21 protein-coding genes are annotated in these 24,470 nt (G+C 49.2%); 13 read left to right on the top strand and 8 right to left on the bottom strand.

Translation table 11 applies throughout. The features are described from left to right. Window positions 1-205 precede the first annotated feature (205 nt). Entirely contained in the window at window positions 206-787 is a 582-nt protein-coding gene (locus ACKFKF_RS17260; protein ID WP_446868819.1) for a hypothetical protein, read from the top strand. Window positions 788-797: 10 nt separating this feature from the next. Here the strand turns inward: ACKFKF_RS17260 and ACKFKF_RS17255 are convergent, their stop codons facing one another. After that, the gene (locus tag ACKFKF_RS17255) at window positions 798-3,461 is read right to left on the bottom strand and encodes a CHAT domain-containing protein (RefSeq protein ID WP_446868818.1); all 2,664 of its coding nucleotides are present in this window, start codon (window positions 3,459-3,461) and stop codon (window positions 798-800) included. 825 nt (window positions 3,462-4,286) lie between these two features. On the opposite strand from ACKFKF_RS17255, the gene ACKFKF_RS17250 reads away from it, so the two are divergent. The 7 genes from ACKFKF_RS17250 to ACKFKF_RS17220 all read left to right on the top strand — a co-directional run bounded on the left by ACKFKF_RS17250 (window position 4,287) and on the right by ACKFKF_RS17220 (window position 12,167). Further along, a complete protein-coding gene (locus ACKFKF_RS17250) occupies window positions 4,287-6,470 on the top strand; it encodes a hypothetical protein (protein ID WP_446868817.1) in 2,184 nt (727 codons plus the stop codon). A 132-nt stretch (window positions 6,471-6,602) separates the two neighbouring features. Next, complete coding sequence (gene sodB / locus ACKFKF_RS17245; protein ID WP_446868816.1) at window positions 6,603-7,205, top strand: superoxide dismutase [Fe]; 603 nt, start codon at window positions 6,603-6,605, stop codon at window positions 7,203-7,205. 35 nt (window positions 7,206-7,240) lie between these two features. Beyond that, entirely contained in the window at window positions 7,241-7,375 is a 135-nt protein-coding gene (locus ACKFKF_RS17240; RefSeq protein ID WP_446868815.1) for a hypothetical protein, read from the top strand. 107 nt (window positions 7,376-7,482) lie between these two features. Beyond that, window positions 7,483-7,689 carry a hypothetical protein gene (locus ACKFKF_RS17235; protein WP_446860015.1) on the top strand — a complete coding sequence of 69 codons (207 nt, stop codon included), beginning with the start codon at window positions 7,483-7,485 and terminating at the stop codon, window positions 7,687-7,689. A 3-nt stretch (window positions 7,690-7,692) separates the two neighbouring features. Then, window positions 7,693-9,858, top strand: a complete 2,166-nt coding sequence (ppk1, locus tag ACKFKF_RS17230; RefSeq protein WP_446868814.1) for a polyphosphate kinase 1 — start codon at window positions 7,693-7,695, stop codon at window positions 9,856-9,858. Window positions 9,859-10,552: 694 nt separating this feature from the next. Next, complete coding sequence (locus ACKFKF_RS17225) at window positions 10,553-11,542, top strand: sigma-70 family RNA polymerase sigma factor (RefSeq protein WP_446860013.1); 990 nt, start codon at window positions 10,553-10,555, stop codon at window positions 11,540-11,542. A 217-nt stretch (window positions 11,543-11,759) separates the two neighbouring features. Further along, a complete protein-coding gene (locus ACKFKF_RS17220; RefSeq protein ID WP_446868813.1) occupies window positions 11,760-12,167 on the top strand; it encodes a response regulator in 408 nt (135 codons plus the stop codon). 610 nt (window positions 12,168-12,777) lie between these two features. On the opposite strand, the gene hemH is transcribed toward ACKFKF_RS17220, so the two are convergent. Then, window positions 12,778-13,941, bottom strand: coding sequence for a ferrochelatase (hemH, locus tag ACKFKF_RS17215; RefSeq protein WP_446868812.1), 1,164 nt, complete (start codon window positions 13,939-13,941; stop codon window positions 12,778-12,780). Window positions 13,942-14,169: 228 nt separating this feature from the next. On the opposite strand from hemH, the gene ACKFKF_RS17210 reads away from it, so the two are divergent. Further along, window positions 14,170-15,366, top strand: a complete 1,197-nt coding sequence (locus ACKFKF_RS17210) for a site-specific integrase (protein ID WP_446868810.1) — start codon at window positions 14,170-14,172, stop codon at window positions 15,364-15,366. Between the two features lie 312 nt (window positions 15,367-15,678). Then, on the top strand, window positions 15,679-16,359 hold the full coding sequence (locus tag ACKFKF_RS17205) for a class I SAM-dependent methyltransferase (protein ID WP_446868809.1): 681 nt from the start codon (window positions 15,679-15,681) through the stop codon (window positions 16,357-16,359). Window positions 16,360-16,475: 116 nt separating this feature from the next. Here the strand turns inward: ACKFKF_RS17205 and ACKFKF_RS17200 are convergent, their stop codons facing one another. The 5 genes from ACKFKF_RS17200 to infC form a co-directional block, all read right to left on the bottom strand. Beyond that, window positions 16,476-17,594, bottom strand: coding sequence for an alpha/beta fold hydrolase (locus tag ACKFKF_RS17200; protein WP_446868807.1), 1,119 nt, complete (start codon window positions 17,592-17,594; stop codon window positions 16,476-16,478). A gap of 32 nt (window positions 17,595-17,626) precedes the next feature. Next, a complete protein-coding gene (locus ACKFKF_RS17195; protein ID WP_446868806.1) occupies window positions 17,627-18,814 on the bottom strand; it encodes an L-dopachrome tautomerase-related protein in 1,188 nt (395 codons plus the stop codon). 325 nt (window positions 18,815-19,139) lie between these two features. Then, window positions 19,140-19,736: a TetR family transcriptional regulator C-terminal domain-containing protein gene (locus tag ACKFKF_RS17190; RefSeq protein WP_446868805.1), complete on the bottom strand. Its 597-nt coding sequence runs from the start codon at window positions 19,734-19,736 to the stop codon at window positions 19,140-19,142. A gap of 346 nt (window positions 19,737-20,082) precedes the next feature. Then, window positions 20,083-20,646, bottom strand: coding sequence for an ATP-binding cassette domain-containing protein (locus tag ACKFKF_RS17185; protein ID WP_446868804.1), 564 nt, complete (start codon window positions 20,644-20,646; stop codon window positions 20,083-20,085). A gap of 104 nt (window positions 20,647-20,750) precedes the next feature. Further along, complete coding sequence (gene infC / locus ACKFKF_RS17180; RefSeq protein WP_446868803.1) at window positions 20,751-21,278, bottom strand: translation initiation factor IF-3; 528 nt, start codon at window positions 21,276-21,278, stop codon at window positions 20,751-20,753. 333 nt (window positions 21,279-21,611) lie between these two features. Between infC and ACKFKF_RS17175 the strand changes: the two genes are divergently transcribed. Genes ACKFKF_RS17175 through ACKFKF_RS17165 form a run of 3 tightly spaced genes read left to right on the top strand, consistent with a single transcriptional unit; the run spans window position 21,612 to window position 23,897 of the window. Next, window positions 21,612-22,565 (top strand): alpha/beta fold hydrolase, encoded by a 954-nt coding sequence (locus tag ACKFKF_RS17175; protein ID WP_446868802.1) that lies wholly within the window; start codon window positions 21,612-21,614, stop codon window positions 22,563-22,565. Between the two features lie 16 nt (window positions 22,566-22,581). Then, window positions 22,582-23,145, top strand: coding sequence for a hypothetical protein (locus tag ACKFKF_RS17170; RefSeq protein WP_446868801.1), 564 nt, complete (start codon window positions 22,582-22,584; stop codon window positions 23,143-23,145). Next, window positions 23,142-23,897 (top strand): ABC transporter ATP-binding protein, encoded by a 756-nt coding sequence (locus ACKFKF_RS17165; protein WP_446868800.1) that lies wholly within the window; start codon window positions 23,142-23,144, stop codon window positions 23,895-23,897. The genes ACKFKF_RS17170 and ACKFKF_RS17165 overlap by 4 nt, the downstream gene beginning before the upstream one ends. Here the strand turns inward: ACKFKF_RS17165 and ACKFKF_RS17160 are convergent. After that, the gene (locus tag ACKFKF_RS17160) at window positions 23,861-24,181 is read right to left on the bottom strand and encodes a hypothetical protein (RefSeq protein WP_446868799.1); all 321 of its coding nucleotides are present in this window, start codon (window positions 24,179-24,181) and stop codon (window positions 23,861-23,863) included. The genes ACKFKF_RS17165 and ACKFKF_RS17160 overlap by 37 nt on opposite strands. Window positions 24,182-24,470 lie beyond the last annotated feature (289 nt).

Below are 24,470 nucleotides of genomic sequence, written 5' to 3'. Positions count from 1 at the left end.
TGTATTTGAACAAGAAGGATTTGTATAAATTGTGAATTGTCTTCTGTTTTTAATAGCGATTACAACAAAAATCAGTCCCTTCACGGCTCGGTTTACTTATGTCGTTAGGTAGGTTTTCTTTCTAATAAATTAAGGAAAATTAGCTAAACAGGGAATTATTCAGTAAAATCTGTACGCATTGGATAAACAATTCCTTAAAATCGTTATGGTGAACCAACAGGGCACTGATCAGGGTGGCACTTCTCCGGCGCTCCCCCCTCGAAAACGACTCTCCCCTCGAAAACAGCCCCCCTTCTGGCTAAGAATTTTAATCACATTCGCCGATCGACATCCCTTCTTGCTCTGGAGCGGAGTTTGGCTGCTGATGGTGTCGATGTCTTGGGCTGGCGTTAGAAGTTTGATTCATATCGATCTGGCAGAGGTCGAAACGCCACAGCCGCAACTGGCAGTCGAAACCCCTCAGCCCTCACAATCTCCTCAGTTTGAAGCCAAGCCTGCCTCTTCGTTTGGATTGTTAGCCGCGATCGCGCTGGGCTGTGGTGGCATGTCTTTCTTGCTGGCCAGACAACTGACCCCTAGCAAACCTCAACCGAGACTGGTGACCCGCCCAAAACCCCCTTCTACTATGCAGATCGCGGCTCCTCAGAGGTCTACTCCTGCGACCAGCCCTCAACCGATCGTGACTGTCGTTCCGACTGAGGAGGCGCATCCTTTAGACTGGGGCGATGCGAGTTTGGCGGACATGATGGACATTCGCAAACAAAAGTCGATTTCTTCGCTGATGTGAGGGTAGCGAACTACTTGATTGCCTGCAAGGATTTCCAGTCGGCGATCGCGGCTTCTGTCCAGAGCCAGTTTCGAGAGAGCGTGCCCGGTAAGAATTTGTCGGGGGCAGCTTTGTTGACGCGATCGCGCAGTTTGACCGCTTCCCCTCGAAGTCTAGCTTGTTGAGCAGGCGGCTGACTGGGTGCAGATTTGAGAGAAGCCAGCGCCAAACCCGCGTAAGCAGTCAGCGCATCTTGAGAAGGTGCCCCATTTTTTTTCAGTTCCTCACTCAGTTTAAGGGACTGAAACCAAGAATCTGTCGCTCGCTGCAAATTGCCCTCTGCGTAGTAAGCAAAGCCTAGAGCATTGAAGTAGAGCGGATCAGGCTTGTTTTTGGCAGCGCTTTCCCAATAGCGGCGCGCATCCCCAAAACTGTAATTGCGGCTGCCACGAGCGATCGATTGCCAGGCGATTCTTCCTCTCAAAAAACTAATCGCGGGCGTGTCGAGTTGATTAGGCGGCACGGAAGCAAAGGCCGTTTCGGCAGCGGTGATGGCTCCGCGATCGAGCAACGCTTCTACACCCTCTTGCCCCAATCTCAAGTTGCCCTGACTAAAATTCTTGATAGCCAGTGCGGTTGCGTCGTTGGTTTCATCTCGACTGGGGTTCGCTGAATTGGCTGGAGTTTTGGGATTTTGGGTGAGCGCGTCCAGTTGGGGCAGTATCTCATTGGGTCGAGGATTTTTGGGCAAGAAGCGAGAGGCTCCCCAGATGCCAACGCCTAGAATGACGACGCTGGTCACGCCCACGATCGCCCACGATCGCTTGAACCCCCAAGATTTTTGCCGTGATGGAGCTTCTTGAGGGCGAGCAAAAATTCGATCGACGGGAGTTGATTGGGTCAGTGAATCGGTGGAGGCGATCGTCATTTCTGACCCTCCTGAAACTCCAGACTGAACGAGATTGCTGGGCTGAGGGGGATTGCTGGACTGAACGAGGTTATTGGGCTGAGGATTGCTGGACGAGACGGAATTTTGACCAGGGAGATTATGAGCCACTTGGAGGCGCTGCAAGTTGTGTCGAGCGCTTTCTAAAGTGGAGTCAAGCTCGACCGCCATCTCGTAAGCAACGATCGCCTGAGTAGTTCTACCGTAGTCTTCGAGGGCAGTACCCAAATAGTAGTAAGCCGGAGCCGAATTGGGATCAATCGCCAAGGCATCTCCAAAGGTCGCGATCGCCGCCGCTGTATCGCCCTGCTCATACAAAACTTGCCCCAGGGTGATCAGGTCTTCGGCGCTGTGAGAGGGGGCGCTGTTTGAAGCAGCCTGCTCATCTGGGAAGAGATCTTCACCTGGCTGAAAAGGATTTTGAGCGGTCGCTTCGGGGGGGCGAATCAGTTCTCCAAACATGTCTTCGACCGCTTTTTGGTCGTCTGGGTAGTCCGGGTCATTGAGATCAATCTCTTCGATAAAGTCCTCCGCCTCGGCTTCGTCCCACTCGTTGATCGGCGGTTGCAAATAGCCGTCAAAATCGGGATGCAGGTAGAGGATCGGCAATGCCCAATACAACTGATTGGAGCCATAGGACGAAAGTAATCCTTGTCTAGCGCGGCTGAGACTGAGATCGATGGGCGATCGCTGTTTGAGGTTGCGATAAAACAAACGGCTCAAGGTCAAAGCGACATCATCAGGAATGCGTTCGGCCATCGCCAACACAGCGGGAACGCCTCGCTTTAAAAGCGCCTCGGTGAGATTTCCGGCATCGGCTTCTCGGTCGGGATCAGAGGTCGCCGTATAAACGCCCCGACAGGAGTTAAAAACAGCCATGTGAATGCCGTTGTTAACCAGCAAGCCCGCTAGATCGTCTCCACTCAACACTTCAGTCAGTCCTGTGCGATCGCTCACTAGATAGAGATCGCCGCCCGATGCGCCTAGATTGCTGTGCCCCGCGTAATGGAGAACTTGATAGCGACCTTGCTCGATCGCTTGGGTGAGTTGTTCGCGTCCAGGTTGTTCGAGAATCGTCAATTCGATGCCTGAGAGGGTGTCCTGCGCCTCTTTTTGAAGTTCTTGGTTAAGGTGATGAGCTTCTTCTTTGAGGGCCAGCACTTCTTGATCAGTGGGAGCCGCCAAAACCATGAGAATTCGTAGCGTCTGGCTCTGGTCTGGCGAGTGGGTGGGGGTTCTGAGCGGACGGGGCGAATGGAGAACCGTGGCCATCGAGGCAGAGGCCTGATAGCGAGAGAAAATGACATCAGTGCCCGTCGAAAGCGGACGATTGCCCGCATGTAGCACTTCCCAGGGGAGGCGAGGTAGGAGATCTCCCTTTAAGCCCAGTCGCAGCCGCAGATCTTCTCGATGGTTGTGAGCAATGCCTTGAGCAATCACCCAGCTATCGCGAATCGTGCCCTGAAACAGAGAGTTGTAGAGGTTTTGCCCAAACTCCACCAGGCTCGAAGACAGCGTGGCACCATTTTCTGACCCCGATCGCGTGCGTTGACCCAATGAGATCAAATTTCCTCGCAGCAGACCCAGCAGCGGATCGTGCATGAGTTGACCTGCTTGAGTCAGCCAGTCTTCGACCTTCCAGGTGACTAGCTCTTCGGCAAGCGGCACCCCGGTCGCGACTCGTTCTGTCCGAATCAGATATCCGTCTTCTCCAACGGGAGTTACAGAAATGTAGAATTCCTGAGTCACAACTACTCTCCAAGAAGACCTGGTTTACGTGTTTACTTCGTCAAGGCAAAAGTCTGTTCGCATCGACTCCTCAATTTCTCATTAACCGCTCCTTAAAGCGGCTGGTCAGGCAAGATCGGTATATTTGCGATCGAACTTTAGAGTTTCATCAAAATCCCCCGCTCTTAGAATGACAAACTGTGTTCCCATTCGCCGAGGAAATGTTGGGTATTACAGGGACTCAGTACAAATGACGTAGATGGCGAGCGTGTGTGCCGATCGTAAAGTAGAAATTTGAACTAAGTAAAAACACCCAAGTACCTTCACGGTGAGACCGTTGAGGGTCAGTTACGCCCTGTCAGCCAGAAAAACCCAATGTGTCCGATTTACGTTATCGAAAGTTTAACTAATCTTGCCTTTATCTTTATGATTCCCCGATCGGTTAGTCCGGAGTACGTCCAGAATTGCGGCATTAAGGAGTGGTAGATGCACCCTGATTTATGGCCTCAGTCCATGCCTAGTGGATTGGGGCTTTTTTGTTTTAAACAGGATGCTCCTGATAGTGGGTTAATCGGACATTGGATAGAGCCTGTAAGGTGGGCACTGCTCACACTCTTCAAGCCAGTGACACTCTCTTCACTCCTCACTTCCTCCTCACACCTCACACCTCACACCTCACTCCTCACTCTTCTATCTTGAGCCTCAAAAGAACTTCTTACCATCCCTGTCGATCGACCCCCAAGACTCACCCACAAGATAGATTAACAATTTGCTTTTGCCAACCAAAATGAGGACGGTTCTGCTATTGGTCGCAGAGCAAAATCTGCCATTTGAGAGGTGTTTGGAATGCTACCTTCTCTTGGGTCACGTGAGAAAGCGCAGGCAGAGTTGCCGACTGAGACTAAAAGGGTAGCTCCGATCGGGCTATTCGCTTTTTTGTTGGGGATGTCGATTATTTTTGTGTCCGCCTATATCTCGCACGAACGGGCGTTTTATTGGTTTGATTACGTCACTTATGAATGGATTTTAGACAAACTAGCGGCTGCCCTACAAGCCTCACCCCTTCCAGCTTTGAGGAGTGTCTGGAGATCAACGGGAAGCGATTATAGCGACTATCCGACGCTGTTGCTCTTACCGTTTCGTTGGGTATTTGGTGATTCGCGGTTGGTCTATATTCTCGGTGTTAGTGTGCTGTATTCTGTCCCGTTTGGATTTGTTTTGGGCGCGATCGCGACAAAGCTGATTCGGTCAGCAAATCCCAGAACGGTCTGGTGGTCGGGTGCATTGATTGCGATCGTCACGCCCTTATTTTGGGCCCCAACCCTGCGCGGATATGTGGATGCGGGGGCGGCGTTGCTAATCGCGATCGCGGTTTGGGTTTACTTGCAGGATGTCACGCTCAGATATCGCTGGCAGATTGGGGCGATCGGCTTTTTGCTTGGTTTCACGCCTTTGTTTCGGCGGCACTTTGCCTACGCGGGGATTGCTTTTTTTGCAGCGATGGTGATTCAGGCGGTGATCCGCTCTTTCACACTGCGGCAACAACCTCGTCAAGACATTCGGATACTGATCGGCAACTTGACACAGATTGGATTGATTGGGCTGGTGAGTGTGGCGACGATCGCCATCTTGGGCAAACACTTTCTCCTGCGAGTGCTACACAACGATTTCACCAGTCTCTACGCTTCTTTTGAGGTGCCGCTGACTCAAGCTTTGCAGTTCTATGGTCTGTCGTTTGGGTGGGTTGCCTGGTTGCTGGCGGCTTTAGGATTTGCGGTTGGGCTAAAAACTCGTGTCCTGGCTCGCCCTGCTACGACCTTTATCCTTTTGTTTTACGGGATTTTGTGCCTGGTGTGGGTGGCCAAAGTCAGACAGTTGACGGTTCACTATACGCTTCACTTTACGCCGTTGGTGATTTTGGGTTTGATTGCGTTTGGCTGGACAGTTTGGCTAACGCTCAATCGATCGCTGCGACGAATCGGATTGGCTCTTTTTGTGACTTATCTCAGCCTCAATGCGCTGATGGGTCTCGCCCCCGTCGATTTTCTAGATCAAACCCCCCTGCGGCCGACTCGCTTTGGCATGACTATTTTGCCAGAAACGATCGGTGCGCCTCTGAGCGAATTGTTTGCGGCTAATAATCCACCCCTGCGACGATCGGACTACGCTGAAATTGCCCGGCTGATCGGCGACCTTCGCAGCAAAACGCCCAATGGTGAGCCGATTTATGTGGGTGAGTCTTCCTCCATCATCAATCCGACGCTGCTAATGAGTGCAGAAACAATTTTGCACCACCAAAAGTCGCTCAATTTCTTGTCGCTGCAAGACGTTGACTCGCGAGACAGCTACCCGCTCAAAGAGTTTTTGCAAGCCGATTACATCGCGGTAGCAACGCCTTTTCAATACAATATTCGCCCCGAAGATCAGGATTTGGTAAGGCTGGTGGGGCGGGTTTTCTCTGAAGATTGGCAGATCGCTCAAGACTTCAAGCAGCTTCCAGAAACCTATCAGCTAGAGAAACAGGTCAAGGTTAACCTTTATCAGCGTCAGCGATCGACCTCACTCAATACCGCGATCGCCACCTTTGAGACCATGAAAGCCTTTATGGGATCTCGCCCCGGCGGGCAACTTGATTGGATCGTCACCAGCAGAATCCCAGGCTACTACCTGTGGGGAATGAACGGCGTTTACAACCTCAAAACCAATCCACTGCGACCGACCCGATCGAGTGGGTTTCTCTATATCAATCCTCTGCCAAAATCGAGCGCTCAACTCACTGGGCAAATTGTGTATGACGATCGTCAGTGTCCTGGGATAGAAATTAGGCTAAGTGGAGTCGATCGCAGCGCTCAGACGATCCAGATTGCAAAACTTGATCATGGGCCAGCCGCCTCTTCCAATTTCTCGCTGTCCATCCCCACTCAAAACGCAGACTACTTATTACTAGAACTCAACAACAAAAGCGCGACCCCTGAAGATTTGAAGCGATGCACCCTTACTGCGAGTTCGCTCCAGGTTTCTTCTAACTGATGGTAGAATTTCAGTATTAAGTTATGTTTCTGCCGATTTTTATTGACAATGCGGTCAGAAACGAGCTTGATTGAGTGCGAAGATGATTCCATTCGTTTGAGCCAAAAACAGACTAGGAGAGGATAGAACACTATGGCATTCACACAGCCCCCTTTACCCTTCGCCAAAGATGCGCTTGAGCCATTTGGCATGAAAGCCGAAACCTTTGACTACCACTATGGCAAGCACCACGCCGCCTACGTGACCAACCTCAACAATCTGACCAAAGACACCGAGTTGGCAGACAAATCCCTCGAAGACGTGATTAGAATCACCTTCAAAGATCCGGCAAAGGTTGGCGTTTTTAACAACGCGGCCCAAGTCTGGAACCACACCTTCTTCTGGAACTGTCTGTCTGCGGATGGCGGCGGCGCTCCGACTGGGGAACTGGCTGCCAAGATCGAGGCCGCTTTTGGAAGCTACGAAAAGTTTAGAGAAGAGTTCAAAAATGCGGCTGCGACCCAATTTGGTAGCGGTTGGGCCTGGCTGGTCGAAGAAGCCGGAACGCTGAAAGTCGTCAAAACCCCCAATGCTGAAAATCCTTTGGCAAACGGGCAAAAAGCCCTTCTCACTCTCGACGTGTGGGAACATGCTTACTACCTCGATTTTCAAAATGCTCGTCCTGCGTTTATCGACAACTTCTTAGACAAGCTGGTTAACTGGAACTTTGTCTCCCAAAATCTGGCGACCGCTTAGTCAGCCGTTCATCGATCAAGCAATTCATCAAGCAATTGATCGAACAATTGATCGGACAGTTAATCGGACAGTTAATCGGACAGTTGAGCAAACCATCCGAAATTATTGAGACAGTCGCGATCGCGGGGCTGTTTTTTTTATCAATTTTGACGCTGAGACAGACGCATTGAGAGAGCGATCGCGATAGGGTATAGACACATTTAGCACTCAACGTTTTCGCCTTGACTCGACGGTTCTTAAACCTGCCTTAATCCTCACCCCTTACGCTCTAGTCTGTATGGATAGCAACGACTTGGCACGCTACCTCGAAGCGACTGACGGCATCTCAAAACCGTGGCTTTTGGCTCAACTGCGATTGGCAAAGCTCAAAGAACAACGAGAGAGCCTTTCTCCCCAAGATTACGAAAACAGACTGGCAGACATCCACCAAGACCTGATGAATTTAGGCGAATGGTGGAACGGTATTGAAGACGAGGTTTTTTAAGACATGCGGCGGCAAAAAAAAACGACGGACGTAAATCTCACCGATCCTCAAAACTATTTCAACCGTGAGATGAGTTGGCTGGAGTTTAACAATCGGGTGCTACATGAGGCGTTTGATCCTCGAACTCCTCTGCTAGAGCGGCTCAAGTTCATGGCGATCTTTAGCTCTAACCTGGACGAATATTTTATGGTTAGAGTCGCCGCCCTCAAAGAGCAAGTAGAGGCAGAAGTCCGCAAACTCAGCGCTGACGGACGCACCCCCCAAGAACAGTTACAACTGATCAATGAACGGCTGCGCCCAATGGTGATCAAGCAGCACCGTCACTTTGAGCAAGCCCTGCGTCCTCAACTCGCCGATCAGGGCGTTTATCTGCTGGACTATATTGATCTCAGTCAAGAACAGCGCAGCTATCTAAAAGAGTACTTTGACGAACAGGTGTTTCCGGTCTTGACTCCGTTGGCGATCGACCCCAGTCACCCCTTCCCCTACATTTCAAATCTCAGCCTCAATCTGGCAGTCGTTGTCAAAGATGGCTCAACAGGCGAAGAGTTGTTTGCCAGAGTCAAAGTTCCTAAAGTGCTGCCTCGGTTTATTTCATTGCCGTTAGAAACTCAAGATCTGCCTGTCTCGGCTCCCAAAACTCGTCCGGCTGTTTGGGCAGGCGTTCCTTTAGAGCAGGTGATTGCCCACAATCTTGATCCGTTGTTTCCTGGCATGGAGATCACGGAATATCATCCTTTTCGGATTACGCGCAACGCGGATTTGGATGTCGAAGAAGATGAAGCGGATGATCTGATGTTGGCGATCGAGCAAGAACTTCGCAAGCGGCGATTTGGGGGGTCGATCGTGCGCGTCGAAGTCCATTCCTCAATGCCCGAAAACATTCGTGAGATGTTGGTGCGGGAGATGGAGCTGACCCAAACTGATGTTTACGAAATCGATGGGTTGCTCTGTCTGCGAGATTTGTTTTCGTTTGGGTCGTTGCCGCTTCCCGATCTCAAAGATCCGCCCTGGAGTCCGGTTACGCCGTCTCGCCTCAGACGGGTCAACGAAACCGATATTGAAGATTTGGGCAAAGATGGTGAAGAAGATTTTTTCTCGGTGATTCGCAAGCAAGACTTGATGGTGCACCACCCTTACGATTCGTTTTCTCGCAGTGTGCAGCGATTTATCACAGAGGCGGTCTACGATCCCAATGTGCTGGCGATCAAAATGACGCTCTATCGGACTTCTGGAGACTCGCCGATCGTCAATGCCCTGATCACCGCCGCCGAAAACGATAAGCAAGTCGCCGTCCTGGTTGAATTAAAAGCGCGATTTGACGAAGAAAACAACATCAACTGGGCCCGCAAGCTCGAAGATGTGGGCGTTCATGTCGTCTACGGACTGGTCGGACTCAAAACTCATACCAAACTGGTGCTGATTGTTCGTCGAGAAGAAGGCAAAATTCGCCGCTACGTCCACATTGGCACAGGCAACTACAACCCCAAAACCGCCCGCCTCTATACTGACATGGGTATCTTTAGCTGTCGAGATGACCTCGGTGCTGACCTAACGGAGTTATTCAATTTTCTCACCGGATACTCTCGCCAAAAATCTTACCGCAAACTTTTAGTCGCTCCGGTAGACCTGCGCGATCGCATGGTGGCCCTGATCGAGCGCGAAATCGAACACCAGCGCAACGGCGGACAGGGGCGCATCGTCGCCAAAATGAATGCCCTCGTCGATCCAAAACTGATTCAAACGCTGTATCAAGCCTCACAAGCGGGCGTTCAGATCGATCTGATCGTGCGGGGGATCTGCTGTCTGCGTCCCGGACTCAAAGCCATCAGCGAAAACATTCGAGTCATCAGCATCGTCGGACGATTTTTAGAACACTCTCGCATTTTCTACTTCAACAACAACGGTGAGGATGAATTGTTTATTGGCAGTGCTGACTGGATGCCCCGCAATCTCGATCGCCGAGTCGAGGCCGTTGTGCAAGTCGAAGATGCCAACATTGCCAAAGACCTGCAAGAAATTTTGGGCATCATGCTGGCCGACAATCGTCACGCCTGGGATTTGCAGCCCGACGGACACTATCTCCAGCGTCGCCCCGCCAATGGGACACCAGAGCAAAATTCTCAAAAAATCTTTATGGAGATGGCCCAGCAGGCAAATGAAGGATAACTTCGTTCTACTTCGCGATGAAAAATGAAGTGGTTTTGAGCGATCGCAATCACTTCTTTTAATGTGTAACTTAATGAGCGACTTCAAACCTATGTCTCCCTTTCTTGAGCTTGAAGGAGCTAGGGAAAGCTTAACGTGAGGCGGCAGAGTGAAGTGATCTTTCCAATCCTCCTTAAAAGAGGGGACTTAACGAAGTCGCACATCGCAATTACTTGATTACTTGGTAGGCATATCGTTATTCTCGAAGGTTGGGAAACGGGTTTCTGAGTAGATTCCTTAACCCGTTGCTTTTGCTTGCCGACTTCTAAGCTTACAGAAATATAAAGGTTTGAAAAAAACTGCTCAAATCTGAGGTTTGGGGAGATAATCGCGTTTGCGATCGACAAAAAACCAAAACTGCGCTATAACCGTGACTAATTGTTGAGGGACGAAATCTTAATCCTAAAAAGAGAGGCACAAAGACAAAAATCGTTTAATATACCGTTTTTAACCACCCTTGTTTCTTCCGTAGACCTACGGATATTTCACTTTAGAAAGCAGCAATTTTGGTTAATAAACAAAAAATAGCAATCGAGAAGAAGAAAGAAACAAAAAAATCTGTTTTTCTCGAAAAAATGTGAACAAAGTCCGTGAATTGAGCTAAAGTTGGAAGCAAATTTTTGCTCGAAACGTTGCAACCTTGGCATGACCTACAATGACAACTAAATTACCTGCTGACTCCTTTCCGATCGACGCGGTTGCTATCGAACCCAATATCGACTTAACTGAGTTGGAAGCCATAGATAATGAAGAGTTGACCCCCGAAAATCTTGCTCGATCAGTCAAGGGCAAAACCAGTGATTATCTCGGTCTTTCTGATGACTCAGTTGGCATATTTTTGCGAGAAATGGCTCGTTATCCCCTGCTCACCCAAGCACAAGAAATCGAGCTTGCTAGAGAAATTGCAAAAGGAGGGGTCGTCGGAGAGCAAGCTAAACGAAGACTCGTTCGGGCAAATCTTCGACTAGTCGTTTCTATTGCTAAGAAATATCTCAATCGAGGCGTTCCTTTTCTCGATTTAATTCAAGAAGGAGCTATGGGCTTGATGCGTGCGGCTGAGAAATTTGACTATGAACGGGGCTACAAATTCTCAACTTACGCCTACTGGTGGATTCGTCAGGGCATCACACGGGCGATCGCCTCTCAGTCTCGCACGGTTCGCCTCCCCGTCCACATGGTCGAAAAGCTCAATCAAGTCCGCAAAGTCCGTCAAACCCTTTCTCAGACGCTAGGCAGAAAGCCCACCAAGCAAGAACTCGCCGCAGCCCTGGACATGGAAGAAGACAAGCTAGAGCAAGTCTTAGACGTAAGTCAGCGCACTTTATCGCTCCACGCCTGGGTCGGACGCGACGAAGACACAGAACTAATGCAACTTATCGAAGACTCAGACAACGTAGCGCCCAATGTTTGTCTTGACCACAAGCTGCTGTGCGATCGCCTCAATTCAGTTTTAGATCACCTGAGCGATCGCGAACGAGAAATTATCAAGCTGCGATTTGGTCTCACTGACGGTCAACACTACACCCTCACTGAAATCGGCGAACTCTATCATCTATCTCGCGAACGGGTGCGGCAGATTCAAGCCAAAGCTATGCGAAAACTGCGCCATCCGAGAAGACAGGCATTGCTCAAAGACTGGATGTAGCGATCAAGTGAGGCGATCAAAGAGACTGCCAAAAGATCACCCAATTGAGAAGTGAATGTCCAACACTCACCCTCTCATTTCGCCCTGTTTAGTCAATTCTCTTTGATCCCGTTCTCTGTCTTCTTAAAGACAATTTGGTTAATCCCTATGGTAGAGGTTTGCAAAGCGTCTCAACGGTTACACTTCATCTAGGTATAAAAGTATGTGACCAGAGTAAATGCTGTCTTGTGAGCGTCTAGTGTTGCGTGTTTTAGTTGTTGATGATCATGAATTGACTCGATACAGCCTGAAACTTGCCCTCAAGAATCAGGAGGGGATTGAGCTTGTCGGTTTAGCCAGCAACGGAAAAGAAGCCGTTGAAATGGCCAGGCGTTACTCTCCAGATGTGATCATTCTGGATCTTCAGATGCCTATTATGGATGGTCTAAGTGCCTCGACGCAGATCAAAAGTACCCATCCAACGACTCAGATTCTGGCCTACTCATCTCTAGAAGACCCCCAGACCGAAGTCATGCTACAGACTGCTAAAGTGGATGCCTTTTGTAAGAAGGACACCGCCATGCAGGATCTCATTAAAATGGTCAATCACCTGGGTCAAAATAAGACCCAAAACGAGGCTAGCTAAAAACAAGGACGACAGTCTTAGTGAGAGCTAGTTAGTTTTACAGAGCAATCTTCAGAAGTCAGGAATACTCGCTTGAGTTGCTTGATCTTGAGTTAATTCTTTTGTGTATGGCTTCTGTGCATAGTTTCAACCCTCGACTCAGATATCTTTCAAAAAGATAAGAGAACGAGGGTAATTTTGAGTATTTGTGACCGTCTGAAGCTATTCCCACAAAAGAAGTTACCAAGGGTAGAGTGGACAATGCCCACGTTGCGATCGCGCCTCTACGACGTTTAATTTAACGTGAATTCGATGAGAGTTTTCCACTTCTTTTCCACTTCGTCGTTCACGGCTTTTGCCCCCCAAGCTGCCAATTTTGGGGGACTTTAAGAGAGGAGTTCTGGTTCAAAGTCCCTCACTCGTGGGGGATTTAGGGGGCGTTCCTGGAGCTAAAAGCGAAGCGTTGATCGAACTGACGTTTAGTTTAAAGGCCTTTTTGAACAAAAATCTTTTACCCCAATTTCTCAGAGAGATGTCCGCTTTATTGATCCCCCAAAAAAAGGGAAGCTCAAGACAAGAATTCCTGCAAAAAGTCTAAATTAGCCAGAAGCAAAGTTAATTTGTGCCTAATCTACATCAACCCGAAGGCGTGAAGTGGGCCACGCCCCAACAGCATTTCTAAAATCAACGCTAGTAGACCGATCATGGCTACTCGTCCATTCCAGACCTCAGCAGAAGTCGTCAGCCCCCATTCCCAGTTTTCTTGAGGATACATCTTGGTTCCCTTGTCGGGGCGAATCACCTCTTCAAACTTTACCGCAGGCGAATTGAGCGCATCGACCACCATTTCGGCCAAGTCGTTGATAAAGACTGGGTGCGTGTTGAGCGCCGGAACTCGATGGAAGCCTTCAATTCCTGCTTCTTCAGCGATTTCTCGATATTCCATGTCGATCTCTTGCAGTGTCTCAATATGCTCAGAAACAAAGCTGATCGGTACAACCACCAAGTCCTCAACGCCTTGAGCAGCAAGATCTTCGATCGCATCCTCAGTGTAAGGTTTTAGCCATTCGACCGGCCCGACTCGACTCTGATAAGCCAGCGTGTGAGGATTGGGGCGATTTAGAGTCTGCATGATTAGCTCAGTGCAATTCTCAATTTCTTGCTGATAGGGGTCGCCTGCTTCTTCGACGTAGCTGACTGGCACACCGTGAGCGCTAAAGAAAATGTGAGCGTGATCAGGGTTGGGCAACTGATCTAACTGTTGGGCAATCAAGTCTGCCATCGCTTGCAAATAACCCGGACGATTGTACCAGGATGGAATCACCGTGTATTCAACCTGATCGAGAACGGGATCGCTGCGCCATAGATCTTCGAGCAATCGGAAGCTAGACCCACTGGTACTAATCGAGAAGTGAGGATAGAGCGGCAAAACCACCAGTTGATCTACGCCATCGCGTTTGATGCGAGCGATCGCTTCTTCGGTAAACGGGTGCCAGTAGCGCATTGCGATATAGACGCTGACATCCTGCCCGTGCTGGCGCAACTGTTCTTGAAGGGCTTGCGCTTGCTCTTCAGTGATGCGCTTTAGAGGAGACCCACCGCCGATTTGCTTGTAGTTATTTTGAGATTTTTTGGCACGAGAGGTCGAAATCAACCACGCCAGAGGACTTTGTAGCCACGGGAAGGGCAGACGAATGATTTCTGGGTCAGAAAATAGATTGTACAAAAAGGGGCGGACATCTTCCAGGCGATCCGGCCCTCCTAAATTGAGCAATAGAACTCCTACTCGACCCATAGCTACAAAAATCCCTTCAGTTCTCAGCTTTGTTACTGATTTTAACAATAAAATCTTCATGAGTTTGAAGAAAGTATTACGAATCCGCCCTTAGAGTGATTTGAGGGTGCAAACTCGCTATAAATTTCAGATCTCATTGAGAATTTGTTGCAATTATAGGGCCGTGCAGCAAGACGATCGCAAGCTGCTACTATCAACAAACGCTAAGGAGTCTCAGGTTAGTCAGCGATGGATGCGGGTTTTGAAGCGGTGGACGCAGCGATCGTTCAAATTAATCAGCGGCTCAAAGCTGCTCGACTGGGCGTACAGATTGAGCGTCGCAGCACTAAATTAAATCTCAGGGCGACGCTGCCGCCGCGTCCAGACAGCCCTCGCGTGAATCCTTACCAACAGCGCCTCAGTTTGGGCTTGCCTGCGACCAAAGCCGGACTCAAACAAGCCGAACAAGAAGCCAAGGTGATTGCGGCGCAACTGATTCAAAGCAGCTTTGACTGGAAAACTCATCGCACCTTTGCGGGGGGAAAGCGTCTCAGCCAAATGGATTTCGCCGAACAGCTTCAAGCCTTTGAGCAAGATTTTTTTAGTCAGAGCGATCGCCTCAAAAATCCCGCTTCGACCAAAACCACCTGGAATTGTGCCTATGCGCCCTATCTTAAAAAATTGGCGGCGATCGCTCAGAGTAATGGACAACTGACGATCGCGGAAGCCATCTACAAAACCGTTGACTCGACGGGGATCAATTCTCGCAGTCGGCAGGTCTGCTGTACGGCGCTGGGTGCGCTGGCTGAATTTCTCAATTTGGAGCTGCCCAAAGATCTCAAAACGATGTGGGGCGGCTACGGTGCCAGTGAGATGCAGTTTCGCCAGTTGCCTACGGATGAGGAGATTTTGGCGATTTGGGAGACGATTCCTAATCCCGCGTGGCAGTTTGTTTACGGAGTGATGGCGACCTACGGCTTGAGAAATCACGAAGTTTTTTTCTGCGACTTTTCTGCGCTCAAGGGTGACGAAACCAGGGTGCAGGTCTTACCCACCACTAAAACCGGAAGCCATGAGGTGTGGGCGTTTTACCCGGAGTGGATCGAGGAATTTGATTTGCAGACGGTGAAATTGCCAGCGATCGAGACTGACTTAACCAAGACCACACTTCAGGTCATTGGGCAGCGGGTGACGGCTCAGTTTCGTCGCTATCAGGTGCCGTTTTCTCCCTACGATTTGCGCCATGCCTGGGCGGTGAGAACGATTCACTTTGGTCTGCCGGATACGGTTGCCGCTCGGATGATGGGGCACTCAGTCGCCGTCCACACGCGCACTTATCACCAGTGGATTTCTCGCCGAGATCAACAGCAGGCAGTAGAAACAGCGTTGCAGCGGAGTGGAGCGATCGCGCCTCGGAAGGGGAGGAGGGAGGAGGGAGGAGGTTAGAAATGGGGTTTGGGTTCTAGAGTTAGAGAATGGTTGGAAATTTGTCGTTTGTTGCAACACTCGCCCGTGAATAGAATCCGGGCTAACGGTGCAAACTCCGTTGAAACGGACTAGAAGAACTGAAACGGCTCCTAAGTCCCTTCAGTGGACTTTCTCTTACTAGCCCGTACTTCCAGGGCAGGGCGGGACAGCATCGAAGCCAAGAAATTGTCTACGTTCTCCCCAACCTAACGAAGCACCAACTCAAACTGTTCCCTTTCATCCCTCATCTCTCATCCCTCCTCCCTCCTCCCTCCTCCCTCATCCCTCCAAATGGCTACTATTCTCCGCGATTTAAGTTATCAATATCAGTGGTTATATGACGGCATCTCTCGTTTGGCAGCGCTGTCTGTAGGCGGAGAACGTCGGTTTCGACAATTGGCTTTAGAGGGGTTAGACATTGGCCCAGATTCAAAAGTGCTGGATCTATGTTGTGGAAGTGGTCAGACGACGCAATTTTTGGTGAAACGACCCCTTGCGGGTAACTCGAAGAGATCGCATCACGTCACTGGATTAGATGCCTCGCCACTTTCAATTAGACGGGCCAAACAAAACGTTCCTCAAGCGGACTATATTGAGGCGTTTGCTGAAAAAATTCCGTTACCAGACAATCAATTTGATGTAGTTCACACCAGTGCCGCGATGCACGAGATGGAGCCTGAACAATTAAAGAAAATCTTGCAAGAAGTCTATCGAGTTCTCAAGCCAGGTGGATATTTTGCAATGGTCGATTTTCATCGGCCAACCAACCCAATTTTTGTCCCAGGATTAACCGTATTCTTTTGGTTGTTTGAAACAGAAACCGCCTGGAAGTTTCTCAAAACAGATCTGGTTGAATTGTTGAGTGAGATTGGATTTGAGGTGAATGGTTCCTCTGGAGTTGCGCCCGGCGCTAATCGCTCTCTCCACGCTGGGGGCAGTCTGCAAGTGATTCAAGCTCAAAAAACCAGCTAAGGAGACGCTTTAAAACACAGCTATCCAAGCGGGCTGCCTGAATTGGTAACCGCAGCGAAAGGTTTCATCGAATTCACGCTAGTGAGTTGTTTTGTTTGAGCGATCGCTCGATTGTATTACCGTGCCAGAAATTTTAGCAACGCTTGATTAACTTGCTCCGGCGCTTCATGATGAGGAATATGACCCACGCCCGAAAGCTCTACCAGAGTGCTACGAGAAATTGCCTGTGCAGCAAAGCGACCGAGTTCTGGAAAATTGCCCATTGTCGCTGCAACCTCCTGACTAACATAAGCTCGACCGAGAGCAATCCGGTCTTCCAAGCCAATAATCAGGAGTGTGGGTTGTTTCAGCACAGATAATTCGTAGCGAATCGGTTCTCGATAAATCATCTGCCAAGATCGAGCCATTGCCCGTGTCCATCGACTGTATTCTGCACTTTGAGCTAAACGCACACGGGTTTGAACAAAGCGTTGATCTCGTTCCGTTACCCACGTTTTAACGAAGTTGCGTAGGAAGCGTTCGATGACCGCTGGGTCGCTCAGAGATTCATCCTGCTGTAATCGTTCGATCGTTTGAGGCGGCACTTTTAATCGATAATCTTCCAACCCGACAGGGGTTTCTAGCACAACTCGTTGGACGCGCTTTGGAAATAGCCGCGCCAGGCGCACTGCTAACATTCCACCCATCGAGTGTCCCATAACCTCTATAGATTGAATGTTCAGCGCGTCGAGAAGCTGTATCGTGTTCGTCGCCAGCATATCAAAGCTGTAATCTACATCAGGTTTGCTAGATTTACCAAATCCGATTTGATCAGGTACAATCACGCGATACCCTGCGGCAGACAGCGCTTGAATTGTGGGCTGCCAATAGTTTCCCGAAAAGTTTCGTCCATGTAAGAGGAGAGCCGTTCGGCCATTCGCCTGAGCGCCAGGCCGGATATCCATATAGCCCATGCGAACAGGCTCCCCTTCCACAGTTAAGCTCAAAAACTGAACAGGGTAGGGGTAGGGTAGTCCTTCCAGGGCAATGCCCAGAGCCTCGGTTGAAGAATTGAGTTGCCAGAGAGAATTGCTAGGAGTCTGAGCGATCGTGGGCGACGGGTAGATCAGCCCGATCACAATCCAGATCGAACCAAGCACCAATCCGCTACATAGAATGAATTTCCACAGTAATCGCCAAAATAATCGCCACCGAGCGATCGCAGTCTGCTGCATTTTCAGCTTCACCCATTGCATTGAGCTTTCTCCCATTAAGTTGGTGGCTAGGTTTATCGTCCAGGCTGTCCTTTTGTCCCAGTCCACACGCGCGCAATCAGATAGGGAGGCCGTCCAGCATCCGCTTTGCCCGTAAAGATTGAACTGCGATGCAGTTGATTGACGGCAACGTATAGCCAAGAATCTGGGCCAAAGCGAACATTATCGGGAAACAGAAAGCGCTTATCTTGCACTAACCGAGTCAGCTTGCCGTCTTTGTGTAAAACATCGATCGCGCTATCGCGTAAGTTCGTAATAAAGTGGTTCCCTTCTGCATCGGTGCTGATGCCATCTGAGACAGGCTTTTTGCCAGCTACTTGAATCGCTTGACCAATCTGAGCGTTGGTTGCTCCTTCTCGAAACAGTCGAGCAGGCACTGAGTACAATGTCTCGCCATTCATTGCGCCGTAATAGATTGTTTCGCCATCGGCAGAGAGAGTAATCGGATTGATTGGGACTCGTGCATTTTGCATTTTGCCATCGGCTCCGGGAAACTTTAGCGTCTGCCCTTCTACAACTAAATCCACATTCTCAGCATTGAGTGAGGGGTGATTGGTAAAGCGCCGTGCTGTTTTGTTGTTGATATTGACGACGACGATCGCAGGAGTCGAACCACAATCTGCGATATAGACAAACCCACGTTCTGCATCGACTGCTAAATCCTGCATGATGCCACCTCGCGGGCCAATTTCCTCTGGAAAATCCAGGCGAAATACCTCCTGCCGCGTGTTGATGTCAAAGGCAACTAATTTTGGTTGCTGTGGTTTGCCATTGTTTGGCATCCAATTGCCATGATCAGTTACCCACAGGCGATTTTTGGAGTCGATCGCGACACCATGAGCCGTGTTCAACACATTCACGCCACTGCCTGGTTTAGCATTCCATTCTTTGTTTGGAAAGGCTTTCCAGTTATTCTTACCTGGTTTGATCTCGATTAATTGAGCCGCACCGCGCCGCATTCCATGAACGCTTGCAAACATTCGCCCATCGCTTGATGCAGTAACGTTTCCAGGAGTAATGTCCAATTCTGCGACAACTTCAACTTGTCCGATAGGCGGAGAGGCAGATGGAGATGTTTGAGCAACAGGCGTTATGACTGAAAATATTGAGGATTGCTGCGTTGGGTTTGCCATAGAGCAAGCAGAAGCAATCAGAGTTGCTGTAGACAGAAGGGTGAGAATAAATTTTGAGGTTTGTTGCACGAGTAAGCTCCTTGAAAATTAACGAGTGAGTTTTGCGGTGATGAAATCTAAGAGGGGGTTTGAAAAAGGATGGCTTGTGATGCTTGACATTTCCTGATCCCCCTGCCCTCCTTAAAAAGGGAGACTTTGAGCAAGAAATCCTGTCCGAAAGTCCCCCAGATTTGGGGGTTGGGGGGCAGAAGCGCTAAATACCGAAGCGAAAAAACTCCATCGAATTCACGTACTTATAAGCTTGCTACTTACAGAATAGACCAGTCTACTCAAACTAGGTTGCAATATTTCTAATGATTGGAAAGGAAGGAAGTCTATGGTTTGATTGTCAGACCTATTTCAAAATGACCCCAAACATAAACTGCATGTAGTTCTTGAGTGGTGCATCACTCTTAGTCACTTTCATTTGCAGCAAGGCACCTTCCCAACTGTTGAGACAAAATTCTGCCAGGTCTTTCGCCTGCTGCTTTTTCGAGACTTCACCTGCATCTTGCGCGGCTTGAATACAGGCTGCAAACTGATCTCGCCAGCGATCGATCGCTTCCTGCAATCGCACCCGAAATGTCTCGTTTTGATCTGCCATCTCCTGACTGAGATTCCCAAACAAACAACCTTCTCGGTATTGCAGCGTTTCAAACTCTTCCAGCTTAAACGTAAAGTATTGCTTGAGGCGATTGAGTGGACTCAGGCTGATATCTCCTAAATACTGCTCAACGATGCGATCGTGCATTTGCGAGTCATCGTCAATGATGGCTAAACCAAATTCCTCTTTGCTGCTAAAAAAGTGATAGAACGACCCTTTAGGCACACCAACCGCTTGTAAAATTTCCTGGATGCCAGTGTGGTTGTATCCTTTTTCGACCACAATACGCCTTCCTGCTTTGATTAGAGCAAGTTTTGTGTCTTCTCTAATCGTATTTTTTTCAGTCACAGTAAACACCATTTGCTAGCTTGCGTAGACTAGCCGCTTTAACCTGCCGATGTTCAGAATAGACCAGTCATCTCATTTTGAATCACCTGTATTGAAATGGGAAGAATCCACAAAAAATAATACGGCAGAAACGAATTTCTACCGTACTGGTTTAACTTAGGTTGTTAGCAGAAAAGCCGAAGCCTTTCATAATAGAGTTTTAGAAATAATCGAGCGAGATAGTTTGGCTTCAAGTGAAGTGAGCAGGTTTGCTTTACTTCATGTGAATAATGTAGCCCCTTTCCTCGATCGAACTGCTCTATCTCTAGAAAGGCAATTTCCTCACTCTGAAGATAGATTATCTCACCTAGTTTTTCACCTGATTGAGTTGTACAAAGCTTTCTAGCCAGCTTTGAGTCATTTGAGGAGAAGTCAATCTGATTTTTTTGAGGTGAGAATATTCGGGTTGCTCAAGTAGAAACAAGTATTTTTCTCGATTTTTTTGATAAGTTTGTAGCACCCAAAGAATCACAGAATCACGGCTGAGAAAAGCTATCTGAAAAGTTTCTCGATTGCCATTGCAGCATTCTTCTTGCAGCGCAACTCGACGAATCGTTCTTTGCACAATTTGCTTCATCACCACCCAAAAAGGATAGTCCAGCCACACCACTGTATCGGCTCGGCTCCAAACCAGATCGCGAATCTTACCGTAATTGCCATCGACGACCCAGCGCCCGCCCGCCAGAGCCTCTGTTACCCGTGATTCAAAAACCGAGATTGGGGCTTCAGTCCAGTTCGGTTCCCAATGGAGACGGTCTAGCTCAACGTGAGGAATGTCCAACTTCTTGGAAATCTGACGAGCCAATGTTGTTTTGCCCGATCCGCTGGTGCCGACGATCGTGATTCTCTGCCCCGCCTCAATCCACTCCATCTATCCCCCCTAGATTTTGCACTCAACCCTCAACAAAAAAGGCATCGAAGACTTTGACATCTCCAACACCTTTTTGATTTCAAAACGTTTGATTTAAGTCTGGCTTACTTTTTGGGAGCCATCAGCATCATCATATTGCGCCCTTCTTTTTTGGGCGCCTGCTGCACTTCGGCGATCTCTTGCAGGTCAGTTGCCATCCGTTTGAGCAACTCTTCGGCCAGATCACTATGCTGAATCTCACGACCGCGAAACATGATTGTCGCCTTCACTTTGTCGCCTTCTTGCAAAAAGCGCTTTGCCAGCTTGATTCGCACGTTGTAGTCGTGTTCCTCAATTTTGTAGCGCATCTTGACTTCTTTCACGTCAACCGTATGCTGCTTTTTCTTGGCTTCTTTGGCTTTCTTTTCTTGCTCAAACTTGTGCTTCCCATAGTCCACAATCTTGCAGACTGGGGGATCAGCTTTATCACTGACCAAAACCAGATCCAGTTCTTTCTCGTCTGCCAGTTGCATGGCTTCGCGAGACGACATAATTCCTAGCTGAGAACCGTCCGAGTCGATAACGCGGACTTTTGGAAAACGAATGCGTTCATTGATTACGGGGATGTCTCGATTAGGTCTCTTTTCAATCACTGGCGGCATGTAGGAAAAAAAGTAGTGGGGTGATGAGCGATCGGGTTACAGAGAAGCGGTTTACAAATGAGAAGGAATCGACCTATACAGTATCGACTCAATCTGACCGAGTGTATCCGTCACGGGGTGGACTATGTAATTTACTAAAGGTTTGTACTCGCCATTCTACTCAGTCTGGGAAGAATTTTGTCCAATTCTTAACTTAAGTTTGGAGCAATGACTGTTGAAAGGGGAGCAATCGAGGTCAGAAAAACTCCCAAAAGTCCTGAATTCTCAACCTAAACCCAAACTCAAAGCTTTTAGAATAAAGTGAGATGGCAACCTGAGGAAACTGTGACAACTTCTTTACAGACAAACTCTTTACATTGGCGACAACGGATCGGGAGTCAGCGCGACTGGGTGTGGCGTGGCTGGCAAACTCGCTATACCTATCTTAGATCAAAACAGGCGGATGCTGCTCCTCCGTTGATGTTGCTGCACGGGTTTGGCGCGTCGATCGGGCATTGGCGACAAAATCTTTCAGCTCTGGCAGAACATCACACGGTCTATGCGCTGGATATGTTGGGGTTTGGCGCATCCGAGAAGGCGATCGCTCCCTATAATATTTCGCTGTGGGTGGAGCAGGTTTACGATTTTTGGCGGACGTTTATCAGAGTGCCGATCGTGCTGATTGGCAATTCGATTGGGTCACTGGTCTGTGTGGCGGCGGCGGCGGCCCATCCTGATATGGTCTGTGGGATCGCGATGCTGAGTCTGCCTGATCCGTCGATCGAGCAAGAAATGATTCCTGAACCGATTCGCCCGATCGTCAACACGATCAAAAGTTGGGTAGCGTCTCCTTTTTTGCTGAATCAGTTATTCAAGTTTGCCAGAAATCCTAAAGGAACTCGTCGCTGGGTATCGATCGCCTATGCCAACCGAGATGCTGTGACGGATGAATTGGTCGAGATTCTCGTAGATGCTGCGAATGATCACGGCTCTGCTCAAGCGTTTTGCGCGATTATGCGGGCGATCATCAGTCCTGATTTTGGGCCGAGCGTCAAGAAAATTTTGCCCGAATTGAAAATTCCCATGCTGCTGATCTGGGGTGCCAAAGATCGCATGATCCCGCCCAGTCTTGCGGCCCAGTTTGCCAGCTATAATCCCAGACTAAAGCTTGTCGAAATCGATGCGGGCCATTGTTCTCACGACGAGGCACCTGAGCAAGTCAACCCCGAAATTCTCAACTGGATCGCCTCCTGGAACGATCGTCCCCTTCTAAAAGCCGAAGCTCCTCCGTCTCTCTGATGTCTCTGTGATCCCCATGACTCAATCTGCTAACCCGCCTGCCCAATCGGACATTTTTCGCATCTCTCCGCTAATTCGGATCACGCTGCTCAGTCTCTATGCCGCTTTGACCACGCCGCTTCCCTTTCTTTCAGAAGCCACCAAATCGCCCATTTCACCCACCTGGCTCTGGGTTGGGATCGGTGCAGGTGCGATCGTCCTGTTTGCCGCATTGAGTGAGCGAGTGATTACGGACGATCAGGGCATTCAAGTCACCTATCCCAAATGGGTGCCGACGCTGATTCGTAAAGGCTGGCAGCTACCCTGGGCAGATATCAAAGCGCTTAAACCGCGATCAACAGGTCAGGGCGGATTGGTTTACTACTTTTTGAGCCATCAAGATCAGGGCTATTTACTCCCAATGCGCGTAGCTGGATTTGCGCGTCTCGTCCGCACCGTCCAAGCCAAAACGGGGATCGACACCACCGACGTAAAGCCGCTTTCTCAACCCTGGATGTATTTAATTTTGCTGGTCTTCACGCTGATGATGTTTGCGATCGATGCCTGGACAATCTGGACGGCGACTACATTGGCATCATGACAGCGCCTCAGATTCGAGTAGAGCAGGTCAGCCTCGCGTCGAGAGTTTTGAGCAAAAAATCCAAACTTCCGATCCACTATTTGCTGAAAAATCTTTCGTTTGAGGTGATGGGAGGCGATCGCATCTCGATTGTGGGCGCATCTGGATCGGGCAAAACGTCCCTATTGCGCTTGTTAAATCGACTCAGCGAACCCTTTGAAGGCACGATTTATTTTGAAGGTCAAAAATTTCAAGCGATCCCCGTGATCCAATTGCGCCAGCAGATTGCTTTGGTGCAACAGGAAACCAAACTTTTAGGGATGACCGTTCGGGACGCTTTGCGCTATCCCCTCAAGCTTAGAGGCCTGTCAGAAACCGCCATCGATCGCCAACTCAGCGACTGGATCGATCGACTACACATTCCTCAAAAATGGCTCGACCTGACAGAATTGCAGCTTTCAATGGGAGAACGGCAGTGGGTAGCGATCGCTCGCTCCATGATCACCCAACCCAAAATTCTGCTGCTCGACGAACCGACTTCTAGCCTCGACGCGGGGCGCAGTAGCCACCTACTCAAAGTGCTATCTGAGCTATCGCAAACCGTTCTCATGACCAATCATCAATTAGATGTGGCGCAGTCTTTTAGCGATCGAGTCCTCCATCTCCACAAAGGCGCGCTAATTGGAAATGAAAAGAGCGATCGTGTAAATTGGCAAGAGTTGGAAGGAGCGATCGTTCAAGCCGAGGCCCAAGAAGCCGAAGAATGGGAGTAGATTTCAGAATGGCCTATCCGATGAACGGCGCGGTGCCCAACTCGGACAAACCAAATTTGAGCATCAGGATAATGAGCCAACAAAAGATCGGATGCAATTATGCTGTTTTTACCGACTTCAAAGGCTCCGGTTTCAATGTCGATCGCCACAATTTTGCCTTGATTGTCTTTCTCAACTTGTGACCCTTGCGGCATCTGCAAAGCAGCACGTACTTGAGCTTCGTAAATCTCAGAACCGCGTCGGGCAAACTCTTCTTTGCTATAACGAAGTGGTCGAACGGTCATTAGTTTCTCTCACCTCAGCTAGCTTGATGTATTCATTTTGCCCCAAGTCAGGTTGCTGAGTATGAGTCTACCTAAGTAGCGTGCAAAATCAAGGCGAGATAACCACTTCAAGAAGCTAATATCAACTTGCATTTGCTAAAGAGCGAACCGTTAGAATCTCGTCAGGACGTAGAGCCGCTACTGTAGAGACTGGGACGGCGATCACTTTAATAGATTCGCCAACAGCATTAAACACTTCGGCGTTGCATAATGGAGGGATGAATGAGGGTGTTGTACTATGCAGTGTCGA

Source organism: Phormidesmis sp. 146-12 (assembly GCF_052939495.1).
This window is presented reverse-complemented; position numbering and strand designations above follow the sequence as displayed.